This is a genomic window from Pseudomonas sp. Ost2, assembly GCF_018326065.1.
In the GTDB taxonomy this organism is placed as follows: domain Bacteria; phylum Pseudomonadota; class Gammaproteobacteria; order Pseudomonadales; family Pseudomonadaceae; genus Aquipseudomonas; species Aquipseudomonas gingeri.
In genome coordinates this window covers 1,875,127-1,888,827 of sequence record NZ_AP021904.1, presented here as the reverse complement: position 1 = coordinate 1,888,827, position 13,701 = coordinate 1,875,127, and the positions used below count along the sequence as shown (strand labels likewise).

Here is a 13,701-nt window from a genome sequence, read left to right as displayed (position 1 = left end):
AGCAGGTGCCGGGCAAATCGCAGGCAAAGAAAAGCCCGGCCTGAGCCGGGCTTTTCCGTACAACCAAGCTAATTACTGAGCTTGGGCTTCAACAGACGCTTCTACGCGACGGTTGACAGCGCGACCAGCTTCAGTGGCGTTGTCGGCCACTGGGCGGGATTCGCCGTAACCAACTGCAGTCACACGGCTAGGAGCAACGCCATCCTTGACCAGGACTTGCTTGACAGCGTCAGCACGACGCTGCGACAGCTTCTGGTTGTAGGCATCAGGACCGATGCTGTCAGTGTGACCAGCAACTTCAACGTTGGTAGCTGGGTACTGTTTCATGAAGTCAGCGAGGTTTTTCACGTCGCCGTAGCTGTTAGGCTTGACTACCGACTTGTCGAAGTCGAATTTCACGTCCAGCTCAACCTTGACCACTTGAGCGATTGGAGCTTCTGGAGCCGGTGCTGGCTCTTCGGCAACTGGAGCTGGAGCAGGTGCTGGAGCAACCTTGCCACCGCTACCGCCGAAGTTCACGCCCAGACCAACCAGAGCCTGGTAGTCCCACTTGCCGTTGTCCAGCTTGTAGTCAGCTTCAACGCCGGCACGAGCGTACAGGTTGTCGGTGATGTACCACTTGGCGCCAGCGCCGGTGGTCAGGAAAGTCGACTGGTCACGACCGGTGTGGCCGTCAGCAGCAACGTTGGTCTGGCTGCCGTGAGCAACGCCACCTTCAACGTATGGACGGATTGCATCGCCAACGGTACCGAAGTGGTACTGGCTTTTCAGACCGAACTGATCGCCGCGGATCTTCTGGTTGCCAGTGCCGTCGTTCGAACGGGTGTAGTCCAGTTTGCCGTAAGTGGCATTGACCGACACGTCGTCGGTGATGAAGTAGCCGATCGAAGCGCCTGGGCTACGGCCGTCTTCTACGTGGTTGACGCTGTCGTTGAACTTCTTGCTGTAGAACAGCTCACCCTCGACAGCGCCTTGGCCTTGTGCCAGAGCGCCGAACGAAGTTGCGGCAACAAGTGTACCAACGGCAACGCCCAAGGTGTTTTTCAGTTTCATCCGTTAAATCCCCATCTGGTGATTGTGAATCAGTCCCCAAACCGGGGGACAACTCGGCGACAAGTCTAGCAGAACTTGCCTGAACGTAAGAGATATTTGCGTTGAACTAAGTTTCAGCAATACCCGCAAATTTCTCACGCAATTTATCTAAAGCCCTTTTGTAGCGCATTTTCGTCGCACTCAACCCCATGTGCATGATGTCCGCGATCTCCTGGAACTCCAGCTCTGCGACAAAACGTAGCACCAGAATCTCCCGATCGATCGGGTTCACATGCACCAGCCAGCGATCAAGTCCGGCCTTTTCCTCAGGTACCGGCGCCTTCTCTTCAGACGCCTCCTCGAGCGGGTCGAGACTCAAAGCGTCCATCAGGCGACGCTTTCGCCGTTCTTTTCGGTACTGCGTAATGCACTCGTTGTACGTGATGCTATAAAGCCATGTCTTGAACTTCGATTTGCCCTCGAAGTTCTTGAGGCCATACAAGACCTTCAACATCACTTCCTGACAGACATCGTCAGCATCACGATCGTTCCCTAAATACCTTGAACAAACGCTGAACAAAGTTCGTTGATAGCGGCGCATCAACTCTTCGTAGGCCCGCGTCACATGAAAAAGCTCCACATGCGAACGCGCGACCAGCTCCTCATCAGAGAGCTCGCGGGGGTCGTAGCGCATGGATAGCGATTGGGTTTTATTCAAAACGAGTCGTGCCGACAGTCAGGTCAATGTCCGCCGCAGCCCAGGGTTGCGGGCTTTTCGCGGCGGCATACATTAGCAGGGTTTGCCGGATTAGCGGCTACTCACATGCTGTTCCAGCAGGATCCGATTGGAGAGAGAGACTAGCTCACCCTCATCGGTCAGCAATGTGGTTTTAACCGTGCCGATCTCTTCGATCTGGCCTTCGACCTCGCCAACTCGCACTTGTTGCCCAACCTGATACAACTCACGCACATAGATTCCCGCAAGAATCTGCCCCGCGATCTCCCGGCTGCCCAGGCCCATGGCCAGGGCAACGGCCAGACCGACGGTAATCAACACGATCACGATCACATGGTTCAGCAGGTCGGTCTTGACCTCCAACTGACTGATCGCCACCGAAATACTGATGATCACCACCAGCCCCTGGGCCACCCGCCCCAGGCCGCTGGCATAGTCCAGGCCCACGCCTTCGGCGGCACCGCGCACCAGGCCATTGACCAGTTGCGCCAGTAACACCCCCACCAGCAGCACCAGGGCCGCGCCGAATACTTTCGGCAAATACAGCGCCAGCATGTCGAGCGTAGCCGAAACTCGCTCAAGTCCAAGGGATTCGGCGGCGGAAACCAGGAAAATCAGCAATATGAACCAGTAGACGATCTTGCCGATCAGGGTCGAGATCGGTACCTGGATGCCCGCGCGACTCAACAACTTGGTCAGCCCGGTGCCCCCCATGAGGCGATCCAGCCCCAGTTTGGCGAGCAATTTGGACAGCAGGGTATCGAGCAGCTTGGCCACGACAAACCCCAGCAGCACCACGACCAGGGCGCCAAACAGGTTCGGAATGAAGTTCGCGACCTTCGTCCACAATGCTGTCATCGCCGCCACCAGACTCCGGGTCCAGAGATCAAGTTCCATATTCAATCAGCCTTATCCGCAGAGCGAGCAGTAGGGGTACGACGAGAAACCGGCATGACATGGGCCGATCCATTGTTCAGGGCGATCATCAGGGCTTGCAGCCAACGCCCCAGCAGACTGAAGAGATCACCCGCGCCGACCTGGCGGTTGGCGGTTTTCAGCACACGCCCCAGGCACGCATCGTCGTCACGGGTGGACGGCGAGGCCTTGAGCATGTCGCGCAGAGACTGTTCAAACGGATCGTGCATACGCACCTCTCGGAATGTCTTGGAAAGACGCGATCAGAATTTTCCGGGTCACATCAAACATGTTTCACAGCCAGCGCAAACGGCGGAACAGCCACCATTGCCCGAGCGCCACGGCGACGATCAGCAGGCAGGCGATGGCAAATCCATAGGGGTCCTGGGACCACGGAATACCGCCGACGTTGATCCCCAGCAAACCGGTGAGAAAGCTCATCGGCAGGAAGATCCCGGTGATGATCCCGAAGCGGTACATGGTCTTGTTCATGCGCACGCTCAGACGCCGGTCTTCGGCCTCCAGCACAAGCCCCACGCGCTCCCGGGTCAATTCGAGCTCCTCGAGATAGCGGGTCAGGCTGTTGTTCAATTCGTTCCAGTAGTCGGCATCATCGCTGGCAAACCAGGGCAGCCTGATACGCGTCAGCTGGCCAAAGATATCCCGCTGCGGGGCCAGGAAACGTTTCAGCCCGGCAGCTCGACGACGTATCTGCACAATGGCCCCATGTTCGGGACTATACCGTTCGTCGGCATCTATCTTTTCTTCCTCTTCATCGACCACTTCCGAGAGGTCGCTGACCAGATCCTGGACTTTCAGCGTCAGGTACTGCGCCATGTAGAGGATCAGTTCCGAGGCGGTTTTCGGCCCCTTGCCCTCATCCAGTTGCACCAGCAACTCATCGGTCGCGCGCAACGGCCGCAGGCGCAGGGAAATCACCCGCTGGGACGAGGCGAAGATCCGCACCGAGACCATGTCCTCGGGCTCGGCACCCGGGTTGAGGTTGACCCCGCGCAGAAACAGCAGCAGTTCGCTCTCCGGCAACGGCAGCAGGCGTGGACGGGTGTTTTCCTCCAGCAGCAGGTCGCAGCTGAATTCGCTCAGGCCACTGGAGGCGCGCAACCAGGTACGGGTTTGCGGATGACTGCGATCCCAGTGCAGCCAGAGACTTTCCTCGGGCCGCAACTGCAGATCGTCCAGCTCCGTCCGAGCAATCGAGCGCGCACCACCCTTTCCATCGAGAATCAGGGCATGGACCAGCCCCCATTGCGCGTTGTCTTCCTCGAACATCCTTACCCCTGTGAATTGATTGCGAAAAATTACTCGGGCATCTGCAACGGGCTGGGCGAGACGATCACCCCGTTGTTGTCCGCATAGACATATTCGCCCGGACGGAACGTGACGCCGGCAAAGGTCACCGGCACGTTCAGGTCGCCGATGCCGCGCTTGTCGGTCTTCATCGGATGACTGGCGAGCGCCTGCACGCCCAGGTCGGTTTGCGCGATCACATCGACATCGCGGATGCAGCCGTAGATCACCAGCCCTTCCCAGCCGTTCTTCGCGGCCTTCTCGGCGAGCAGGTCACCGAGCAATGCCCGCCGCAGCGAACCACCACCGTCCACCACCAGCACCTTGCCGGCGCCCTTGAGTTCGACCTGGTCCTTGACCAGCGAGTTGTCCTCGAAGCACTTGATGGTCACGATCTCGCCACCAAAGGAGTCTCGCCCACCGAAGTTGCTGAACATCGGTTCAAGCACCTGCACCAGCTCCGGATAGGCATCGCACAGGTCGGGAGTGACGTAATGGTTCATGGGTAAACTCCTGTAGGTGAGAGAACACGATCGGTGTGCCGACAATCCAGGGCGGCTTGCTTGAAGAAACGCTCCGCCCCGGTGAATGTTTAGACAATGACCAGAAACGCTCAATGCGTCATATCTTAGCCGCTACCACTTCGAAGCGAAATGCCCTTCTTAGAGCGCTTGCTGAACCTCGGCTGACTCAGCCCGCAGAAAAGACGGCTGATCGCGCAGCCAGTCGGCCACCAACGGCCACACTTCGGCTTGCGCGGGTTTGCTCACCAGCATCTCGACATGCCCGAAATCCGAGCCGAATCCCGCCTTGCGGCCCAGGCAGATAAAGCGCTTGAGCGGCGAGCCGATCTGGTCGAACAGCTTGCGGCAGGCCCAGTCCGGATCCTGATGATCACCGGCGGCACTCACCGCCAGCAGCGGAACCTCGACTTGCGCCAGGCCCTCCCACCAATTGCGTTCCTTGTCGCCGAAGCGCCCGAACAGGCCATACCAACGCAGGCTTTCCAGGGCCAGGCCGATCGGCTCGTCCTCGGGGCCGCGCTTGAGACGTGAGCCGGACAGGTGGGCGAAGCGCTTGAGCAGCAGGCGCCCGCTCCATTCCACCGGTGGAATCTTCAAAGGCCAATAGGTACGACTGACCTGGCAGCCGAACAGGGCCGCCGAGGCCACGGCCGGCGCCCCCAGATACTGGCCGCCGAGGGCCGCCGCCAGGGTCGTGCCACCCAGGGAATGCCCGATCCAGTGGGGAACCTGCCCACTCTGCTCGCGGACAAAAGCGGCGATGGCCGGCAGGTCGTAGCGCGCATAGTCGGCGACGCGGTTCTTTCGATAGTCCTGGTTGCGTGCGGACAACCCGTGACCGCGCATTTCCGCGATCCACACATCGAATCCGGCCCGCGCCAGATAGGCGCCCAGGCCGATGCCCTTGGGGGAATACCAGAAACGCCGGTTGGAAAAGCTGCCATGCAGGAGAATGACCGGCACGCCACGCACTTCGGGTTCATCGGCCAGGCCCAGGCGGGTGACCGCCAGCTCGACCGTGCCATCGGGACTGTTGCCCGGTTTCAAACGATAGACGTCTTCGCTCAGATCGCCACGACGCTCGGCGCTGAGCAAAGCCACCGGAAAAAGACTGCTGCTGCTTTGCATAATGCTCTTGCACAAAAAAGGGCGACTCCTGTGTGGCTTCGCCCTTGTAGGAGCTGGCTTGCCAGCGATGGCGGTGTCAGATTCACCGATGCTGTCGCTGTGTGGCTTCGCCCTGAAAAGTAGTTGATAAACACGCCCCATGCAGGAACCGGCTTGCCGGCGATGGGCCAGAGGGTCTTGTATCGACCTTCCGGACGCCATCGCTGGCAAGCCAGCGCCTGCAAAGGGGGGAGGTCAGGCCTGGGCCTGGCCTTCAGCCAGGAAGAACCAGGTTTCCAGCACGGTATCGGGATTCAGGGAAACGCTTTCGATGCCCTGCTCCATCAGCCACAGCGCCAGATCCGGGTGATCAGAAGGTCCCTGGCCACAGATGCCGATGTACTTGCCGGCCTTGTTGCACGCCTGGATGGCGTTGGACAGCAGCTTCTTGACCGCCGGGTTACGCTCGTCGAACAGGTGCGCGATGATCCCGGAGTCGCGGTCCAGCCCCAGGGTCAGCTGGGTCAGGTCGTTGGAACCGATGGAGAAGCCGTCGAAGTATTCGAGGAACTCATCGGCCAGGATCGCGTTGGAAGGCAGTTCGCACATCATGATCACGCGCAGGCCGTCCTGGCCGCGGGCCAGGCCATTGGCGGCCAGCAGGTCGACCACCTGGCTGGCTTCGCCGAGGGTACGGACGAACGGCACCATGATCTCGACGTTGGTCAGGCCCATTTCGTTGCGCACGCGCTTGAGCGCACGGCACTCGAGCTCGAAGCAGTCGCGGAACGATTCGCTGATGTAGCGCGAGGCGCCACGGAAACCCAGCATCGGGTTTTCTTCTTCCGGCTCGTAGAGCTTGCCGCCGATCAGGTTGGCGTATTCGTTGGACTTGAAGTCCGACAGGCGCACGATGACCTTTTTCGGCCAGAACGCGGCAGCCAGGGTGCTGATGCCCTCGACCAGCTTCTCGACATAGAAACCGACCGGATCGTCGTAGCCGGCGATGCGCTTGTCGACGCTTTCCTTGATTTCCAGCGGCAGCCCGGCGTAGTTCAGCAGCGCCTTGGGGTGCACGCCGATCATGCGGTTGATGATGAATTCCAGGCGGGCCAGGCCCACACCGGCGTTCGGCAACTGCGCGAAGTCGAAGGCGCGGTCCGGATTGCCGACGTTCATCATGATCTTGAACGGCAGCTCCGGCATGGCATCGACGGAGTTCTTCTTGATATCGAAGCCCAGTTCGCCTTCGAAGATATAGCCGGTATCGCCTTCGGCACAGGAAACGGTCACGCCCTGGCCGTCTTTCAGCAGCTCGGTGGCATTGCCACACCCCACGACCGCGGGGATCCCCAGTTCACGGGCGATGATCGCCGCGTGGCAGGTACGCCCGCCACGGTTGGTGACGATGGCGCTGGCGCGCTTCATCACCGGTTCCCAGTCCGGGTCGGTCATGTCGGAGACCAGTACGTCACCGGCCTGGACCTTGTCCATCTCGGACACGTCCTTGATGATCCGTACCTTGCCGGCGCCGATGCGCTGGCCGATGGCGCGACCTTCCACCAGCACGGTGCCGGTTTCCTTGAGCAGGTAGCGCTCCATGACGTTCGCCTGGGTGCGGCTCTTCACGGTTTCCGGACGGGCCTGGACGATGTACAGCTTGCCGTCGTCACCGTCCTTGGCCCACTCGATGTCCATCGGGCACTGGTAGTGCTTCTCGATGATCATCGCCTGCTTGGCCAGCTCGCTGACTTCGGCATCGCTCAGGCAGAAACGCGCGCGATCGGCCTTGTCGACGTCGACGGTCTTGACCGAACGACCGGCCTTGGCCTCGTCGCCGTAGATCATCTTGATCGCCTTGCTGCCCAGGTTGCGGCGCAGGATGGCTGGCCGGCCGGCTTCGAGGGTGCCCTTGTGGACGTAGAACTCATCCGGGTTCACCGCGCCCTGGACGACGGTTTCACCCAGGCCGTAGGCGCCGGTGATGAACACCACGTCACGGAAGCCCGACTCGGTATCGAGGGTGAACATCACGCCGGCAGTGCCGGTTTCCGAACGCACCATGCGCTGCACACCGGCGGACAGGGCCACCAGCTTGTGGTCGAAGCCCTGGTGCACGCGGTAGGAAATGGCGCGGTCGTTGAACAGCGAGGCAAACACTTCCTTGGCCGCGCGAATGACGTTTTCCACGCCGCGGATGTTCAGGAAGGTTTCCTGCTGGCCGGCGAAGGAGGCGTCCGGCAGGTCTTCGGCGGTGGCCGAGGAACGCACGGCCACAGCCATGTCCGGATTGCCCGCCGACAGCGTGGCGAAGGCGGTACGGATCTCGGCATTGAGCTTCTCGGGGAACTCGGCCTCCATGATCCACTGGCGGATCTGTGCACCGGTTTTCGCCAGGGCGTTGACGTCGTCCACATCCAGCGCATCCAGCGCGGCATGGATCTGGTCGTTCAGGCCACTGAGTTCGAGAAAATCACGATACGCCTGAGCCGTAGTGGCAAAGCCGCCGGGGACCGACACACCGGCACCCGCGAGGTTACTGATCATCTCGCCCAGGGATGCGTTCTTGCCCCCTACGTGCTCCACATCATGGACGCCGAGCTTATCGAGGGAAACTACGTACTCTACCAAGGTGATCTCTCCACTAACTGTGTTGGAAAAGCTCAGGAGCGGGCTGCTCTGTGGCAGGTTGATCCGCTATGTGGCCTGGACCTGGAAAATAAGTGAGAATGCCCGTCATTCCAGATGGGCAAATCGCGCCTATCATATCCAAGAATCGTCATCAGCTTAAGGCCCAAGGTGCAAATGAAACGATCTGCGTTCTTTATCTCCGATGGCACCGGCATCACCGCCGAAACCCTGGGTCAAAGCCTGCTGGCGCAGTTCGAAAACATTACCTTCGCCAAATCCACGCAACCTTATATCGACAGCGTGGAAAAAGCCCGGGCCATGGTCCAGAAGATCAACAATGCCGCCGAAAAGGACGGATTTCGCCCGATCATCTTCGATACCATCGTCAACCAGGACATTCGTGAGATCCTCGCAACGTCCAATGGTTTCATGATCGACATCTTTTCCACCTTCCTCGCCCCGCTGGAACAGGAGCTGAGCGAACACTCCTCCTACTCCGTGGGCAAGTCCCACTCCATCGGCGGCAACTCCAACTACATGGAGCGGATCGAGGCGGTGAACTTCGCCCTCGACAACGACGACGGCGCCCGCACCCACTACTACGACAAGGCCGACCTGATCCTGGTGGGCGTGTCGCGCTGCGGCAAGACCCCGACCTGCCTGTACATGGCGATGCAGTTCGGCATCCGTGCGGCCAACTATCCGCTGACCGAAGACGACATGGAGCGCCTGCAACTGCCGGCCGCCCTGCGCGCCCACCAGCACAAGCTGTTCGGCCTGACCATCGACCCGGACCGCCTCACCGCCATCCGCAACGAACGCAAGCCCAACAGCCGCTATTCGAGCTACGCCCAGTGCGAATTCGAAGTGCGCGAAGTGGAAAACCTGTTCCGCCGGGAAAATATCCCGCACATCAACTCCACGCATTTTTCCGTGGAAGAGATCTCGGCGAAAATCCTCGTGGAAAAAGGCGTGGAGCGGCGCTTCAAATAACCTGGCCGGGCAGGCGATCCTGCTCGAGTACCTGGGCCAGCGCCGCGAACCCGGCCTGCAATTGCCGGTCGTCCCCCGTGGTATTGCACACACTGGCCCGCACGCACTGGGCCGCCGCGCCGTGACCGACGGCAAAGAGTTCCGCCGTGGCGATCAGATAACCGCGCTCCTTGAGCGCCGACTCCACTTCCGAGGCGCGCAGCGATTGCGGCACGCTGATCCAGAAATGCGGACTGTTGGCGTGAGTGCGGTACTCCAGCCCCGCCAGCAAACCCTCGACCAGTGCCTTGCGCCGGCTGATCTCCACCACTTGGTGCGCCAGCAACGCCTGCGCATCGCCGTCTTCGATCCACTGCGCCGCCAGTTCATGCATCAACGGCGTGGCCATCCAGCAACTGGCCCGCAGGCCACCGGCCAGCCGTGCGATCAGCGCCTGCGGCCCATGCACGTAGCCGACCCGCAGCCCGGCGGCCACCGCCTTGCTCAGGCTGCCGATCAGGATGGTGCGCTCCGGGGCGAAAAAGCTCAGCGGCTCCGGCCGGTCCTGCACCAGCACACCATGGGTTTCATCCTCGATAATCAGCAGGTTGTGCCGGCGACAGACCTCGACCAGTGCCTGGCGCCGCTCGAACGATTGCACGCTGGCGATCGGATTCTGCAAGGTCGGCGTGCAATACAACGCGGAAATCCGATGGCCGCGGCAGGCCTCTTCGACGGCTTGCGGCAACAGGCCCTCGGCATCCATTTCGACGCCGATCAGGCGGATGCCCAGCAAGCGCGCCGCACTGATCAGGCCCGGATAACTCAGGTTTTCCGTGACCAGCGTATCCCCCGATTTCAATAACCCGAGCATCGCACTGAGCAGGCCGTGCTGGCCGCCGTTGACGCACACCACCTGCTGCGCACTGGCGACAAAGCCGCCATGGCTCAACCACCGGGCACCGGCCTGGCGATGCCGCTCGAATCCGACCTCCGGGGCATAGTTGGCCAACGCGGCAAGCACCTGCGGATCACTCGCCAGGGCCTGCAGGCTGCGGGCAAAACACTCGGCCTCGGCGCCGGGAATATGCGTGTTGCGGCTCATGTCGAAATACGCGTGGACGCCCTCGCCGGGATGGCGAAAACCCCGGTCGCGCTGCTGCTCACGGGCACGATCACGAACAAAGGTGCCGTCGCCGATCCGCGCCACCACCCTGCCCAGGCGTTCCAGTTCGCCATAGGCACGACTGACGGTAGCCACGGTGACCCCCAGTTGATCGGACAGCCGTCGATGGGGCGGCAGCTTGGTGCCGGGGGCAATGACACCTTCCTCGATGCCCCGCTCGATCACATCGCTGATGCGCTTGTACTTGAGGCCCTGGCCGTCCAGCAATCCGGCGCGCAACATTGGCACCATGTCATTATAGTTTTTGACAGTCATTGGCGACCTCAATACTGTGAATTTACCCATTCAATGACTCATTCTAGCCGATTGAACGGTTTATTCACGCTGTTTTTGGGAGAAATGACACCATGTCAATTTCAGCCAGCTTTGCCACCCCTCGCCCCGAACGGCACCGCTACCTCACCGCCCTGCTGACCAGCGTGCTGTTCCTGGTTGTCTGCCTGTGCTGGGGCACCACCTGGCTGGGAATCAAGATCGCCGTGGAAAGCGTCCCGCCCCTGACCGCCGCCGGACTGCGTTTCCTGATCGCCTTTCCGCTGTTCCTCGGCTTTGCCGCCTGGCGCCGGGAACCGCTGTGGTTTCCCCGGGAACGCCGTGGCTTCTTCGTGTTCGTCACCCTCGGCTATTTCAGCCTACCGTACTACCTGCTGAACTACGGCGAACTGCATGTTTCTTCGGGCCTGACCGCACTGCTGTTCAGTTGCATGCCGGTGTTCATCCTGATTTTCTCGGCGTTGTTCCTGCGGGAAAAGATCTATCTGTCCCAGGTCTGCGGAATTGTCGTGGGGTTTGCCAGCCTGTTCATGATCCTGCGCAGCCAGGGCCTGCGCCTGGATCACGCCGAACTGTTCGGGGTACTGGCGATCCTGGCGACGGCGGTGATGCACGCCTTGTGCTACGTGATCACCAAGCAGAAGGGCCAGGCCATCAGCGTGATCACCTACAACACCCTGCCCATCGGCATTGCCGGCCTGATGCTGTTTGTCGCGGGGCTGGGGCTCGAATCGCCGGAGTTCGGCGCCATCACCCCACGTTCCTGGGGCGCGCTGCTCTACCTGGGGCTGGTCGCCTCGGTCGGGGGATTTCTCGTCTACTTCCTGCTGCTCAAGCGGCTGAGCCCGGTGATCCTGTCGTTCGTCTTCATCATCTTCCCGGTGTTCGCCGTGCTGATCGGCGCCTGGTACGAAAACCTGCCGGTGTCTCGGGACCTGATGCTGTATTCGGCGACCCTGCTGATCGGCTTTGCGATCACCAAGTTGCCACTGGAGAAATACCTGGCAGCCCGGTGAGGTCCTTGGGCCTTGCGGCGCTTTCCAGGGCCTCATCGCCAGCAAGCCGGCTCCTACAAAGTAGCGTCACGCTCGAATCCTGCAGGCGCTGGCTTGCCGGCGACGGGGCTCGTGAGGCTTGCGGTGCCTGCACGAACGCCATCGCCAGCAAGCCGGCTCCTACAAAGTAGCGTCGCGCTCGAATCCTGTAGGAGCTGGCTTGCCAGCGATGAAGCCCTTGAGGCTTGCGGTGCCTGCACGAACGCTATCGCCAGCAAGCCGGCTCCTACAAAGTAGCGTCGTGCTCGAATCCTGTAGGAGCTGGCTTGCCGGCGATGAGGCCCTTGAGGCTTGCGGTGCCGGTACGAACGCCGTCGCCGGCAAGCCGACGCCTAGATCACGAACAGATCGACAAAACGCTGTACCGGCGTGGCCTCCAGCCGCGCCTGGTCCTTGCACAGGGCGAGGATTTCAGCACTGCGCCGGGCGGTGAAGCGCGTCGCCAGGTTGGCCTTGAACTTGTCTTCCAGCAACGGTATGCCCTCGGCCCGGCGCCGACGATGGCCGATCGGGTACTCCACCGCCACCTGCCCGGTGGCGCTGCCATCCTTGAAGAACACCTGCACGGCATTGGCGATCGAACGCTTGTCTGGCTCCAGGTATTCGCGGGTATAACGCGGATCCTCGACTATCACCATCTTCTCGCGCAACACATCGATGATCGGATGGGCCGCGTGGAAATCATCCTCGTAGTGCTCGGCCACCAGGTTGCCGAAAGCCAACGGCACCGCCGTCATGTACTGGAGACAGTGGTCACGGTCGGCGGCATTGGCCAGCTGGCCGACCTTGGAAATGATGCGGATCGCCGACTCATGGGTGGTGATGACGATCCGGTCGATCTCATGCAGCCGGTTCCTGACCAGCGGATGCAGGATCACCGCCGCCTCGCAGGCGGTCTGGGCATGGAACTCGGCCGGGAAGCTGATCTTGAACAGCACGTTTTCCATGACGTAGCTGCCGTACCCCTGGGACAGGCTGAAACCGCGCTTGTCCGCGGGCTTGAGCGCCAGGTCCTTGTTGGTGTGGCTGAACAGCACGTCGTAGAACCCCCATTGCGGCGCGCTCAATACCCCGGGAATGCCCATCTCCCCACGCAGGGCGATATCCGCCAGGCGTACGCCACGACTGGTGGCATCGCCCGCCGCCCAGGATTTGCGCGAGCCGGCATTCGGCGCATGACGATAGGTACGCAGTGCCTGGCCATCGACAAAGGCATGGGACAGCGCCGCCAGCAACTGTTCACGGCTGGCGCCCATCAACCTGGCGGTGACGGCGGTAGAGGCGACTTTTACCAGCAGCACATGGTCGAGGCCGACCCGGTTGAACGAGTTTTCCAGAGCGATCACGCCCTGGATCTCATGGGCCATGATCATCGCTTCCAGCAACGTGCGCACGGTCAGCGGCGCCTCGCCACTGGCCAGGCGCTTCTGCGACAGATGATCGGCCACCGCGAGAATCCCACCGAGATTATCCGAAGGATGGCCCCACTCGGCCGCCAGCCAGGTGTCGTTGTAGTCGAGCCAACGGACGATGCAACCGATATCCCAGGCGGCCTTGACCGGGTCCAGGCAAAAGCGGGTGCCGGGCACCCTGGCCCCGAACGGCACCACGGTGCCCTCCACCAGCGGCCCCAGGTGCTTGGTGCACTCGGGAAAGCGCAGGGCCAGGAGGCCGCAACCCAAGGTGTCCATCAGGCAGTTGCGGGCGGTATCCAGCGCCTCCGGCGACTCGATGCGGTAATCGAGCACATAGTCGGCGATGTCCTGCAGGACCTGGTCGTAGTCGGGACGGTTGTTCAGATCAACGTTGTCGCTCATCTTCGATTCACTCCGCTAGCGGTGTATGGGGTCGGTTCGGGCCTCGGGTTCAAGACTGATAACGGTTTATCAAACGACTTATTATTCCGGACGGTGCGCTTTCATGTAGGAGCCGGCTTGCTGGCGATGGGGCCCGCGAGCCTTG

At 61.1% G+C, this 13,701-nt stretch carries 12 protein-coding genes; 2 read left to right on the top strand and 10 right to left on the bottom strand.

The genetic code is table 11. From position 1 onward, the window contains the following. Positions 1-72: 72 nt before the first annotated feature. The 8 genes from KI243_RS08350 to ppsA form a co-directional block, all read right to left on the bottom strand. Complete coding sequence (locus KI243_RS08350; RefSeq protein ID WP_017128056.1) at positions 73-1,053, bottom strand: OmpA family protein; 981 nt, start codon at positions 1,051-1,053, stop codon at positions 73-75. A 106-nt stretch (positions 1,054-1,159) separates the two neighbouring features. Next, positions 1,160-1,750 (bottom strand): RNA polymerase sigma factor SigX, encoded by a 591-nt coding sequence (sigX, locus tag KI243_RS08345; RefSeq protein ID WP_085983797.1) that lies wholly within the window; start codon positions 1,748-1,750, stop codon positions 1,160-1,162. A gap of 90 nt (positions 1,751-1,840) precedes the next feature. Next, positions 1,841-2,665: a mechanosensitive ion channel domain-containing protein gene (locus KI243_RS08340; RefSeq protein ID WP_042936161.1), complete on the bottom strand. Its 825-nt coding sequence runs from the start codon at positions 2,663-2,665 to the stop codon at positions 1,841-1,843. A 2-nt stretch (positions 2,666-2,667) separates the two neighbouring features. Further along, positions 2,668-2,913, bottom strand: a complete 246-nt coding sequence (locus KI243_RS08335; RefSeq protein WP_017128053.1) for a hypothetical protein — start codon at positions 2,911-2,913, stop codon at positions 2,668-2,670. A 64-nt stretch (positions 2,914-2,977) separates the two neighbouring features. Further along, entirely contained in the window at positions 2,978-3,973 is a 996-nt protein-coding gene (locus tag KI243_RS08330) for a zinc transporter ZntB (protein ID WP_212810680.1), read from the bottom strand. A 29-nt stretch (positions 3,974-4,002) separates the two neighbouring features. Next, on the bottom strand, positions 4,003-4,494 hold the full coding sequence (gene rraA, locus KI243_RS08325) for a ribonuclease E activity regulator RraA (RefSeq protein WP_017128051.1): 492 nt from the start codon (positions 4,492-4,494) through the stop codon (positions 4,003-4,005). Positions 4,495-4,653: 159 nt separating this feature from the next. Beyond that, a complete protein-coding gene (locus KI243_RS08320) occupies positions 4,654-5,643 on the bottom strand; it encodes an alpha/beta fold hydrolase (RefSeq protein ID WP_177109305.1) in 990 nt (329 codons plus the stop codon). A gap of 234 nt (positions 5,644-5,877) precedes the next feature. Next, on the bottom strand, positions 5,878-8,253 hold the full coding sequence (gene ppsA, locus KI243_RS08315; protein ID WP_042936160.1) for a phosphoenolpyruvate synthase: 2,376 nt from the start codon (positions 8,251-8,253) through the stop codon (positions 5,878-5,880). A 174-nt stretch (positions 8,254-8,427) separates the two neighbouring features. Between ppsA and KI243_RS08310 the strand changes: the two genes are divergently transcribed. After that, the gene (locus KI243_RS08310) at positions 8,428-9,246 is read left to right on the top strand and encodes a pyruvate, water dikinase regulatory protein (protein WP_017128048.1); all 819 of its coding nucleotides are present in this window, start codon (positions 8,428-8,430) and stop codon (positions 9,244-9,246) included. On the opposite strand, the gene KI243_RS08305 is transcribed toward KI243_RS08310, so the two are convergent. Further along, positions 9,239-10,666: a PLP-dependent aminotransferase family protein gene (locus KI243_RS08305; RefSeq protein WP_177119218.1), complete on the bottom strand. Its 1,428-nt coding sequence runs from the start codon at positions 10,664-10,666 to the stop codon at positions 9,239-9,241. The genes KI243_RS08310 and KI243_RS08305 overlap by 8 nt on opposite strands. A 92-nt stretch (positions 10,667-10,758) precedes the next feature. Here KI243_RS08305 and KI243_RS08300 point away from each other — a divergent pair, with 92 nt between their 5' ends. Continuing rightward, positions 10,759-11,700: an EamA family transporter gene (locus tag KI243_RS08300; protein WP_212810679.1), complete on the top strand. Its 942-nt coding sequence runs from the start codon at positions 10,759-10,761 to the stop codon at positions 11,698-11,700. A 371-nt stretch (positions 11,701-12,071) separates the two neighbouring features. On the opposite strand, the gene prpD is transcribed toward KI243_RS08300, so the two are convergent. Next, complete coding sequence (prpD, locus tag KI243_RS08295) at positions 12,072-13,556, bottom strand: 2-methylcitrate dehydratase (RefSeq protein ID WP_178989919.1); 1,485 nt, start codon at positions 13,554-13,556, stop codon at positions 12,072-12,074. Between the last annotated feature and the right edge of the window lie 145 nt (positions 13,557-13,701).

Coding starts and splice junctions, on each gene's coding strand:
- KI243_RS08340 (WP_042936161.1), bottom strand. CDS start 2,665: ATGGAACTTGATCTCTGGACCCGGAGTCTGGTGGCGGCGATGACAGCA.
- KI243_RS08305 (WP_177119218.1), bottom strand. CDS start 10,666: ATGACTGTCAAAAACTATAATGACATGGTGCCAATGTTGCGCGCCGGA.
- prpD (WP_178989919.1), bottom strand. CDS start 13,556: ATGAGCGACAACGTTGATCTGAACAACCGTCCCGACTACGACCAGGTC.
- rraA (WP_017128051.1), bottom strand. CDS start 4,494: ATGAACCATTACGTCACTCCCGACCTGTGCGATGCCTATCCGGAGCTG.
- KI243_RS08335 (WP_017128053.1), bottom strand. CDS start 2,913: ATGCACGATCCGTTTGAACAGTCTCTGCGCGACATGCTCAAGGCCTCG.
- KI243_RS08320 (WP_177109305.1), bottom strand. CDS start 5,643: ATGCAAAGCAGCAGCAGTCTTTTTCCGGTGGCTTTGCTCAGCGCCGAG.
- KI243_RS08330 (WP_212810680.1), bottom strand. CDS start 3,973: ATGTTCGAGGAAGACAACGCGCAATGGGGGCTGGTCCATGCCCTGATT.
- KI243_RS08310 (WP_017128048.1), top strand. CDS start 8,428: ATGAAACGATCTGCGTTCTTTATCTCCGATGGCACCGGCATCACCGCC.
- KI243_RS08300 (WP_212810679.1), top strand. CDS start 10,759: ATGTCAATTTCAGCCAGCTTTGCCACCCCTCGCCCCGAACGGCACCGC.
- KI243_RS08350 (WP_017128056.1), bottom strand. CDS start 1,053: ATGAAACTGAAAAACACCTTGGGCGTTGCCGTTGGTACACTTGTTGCC.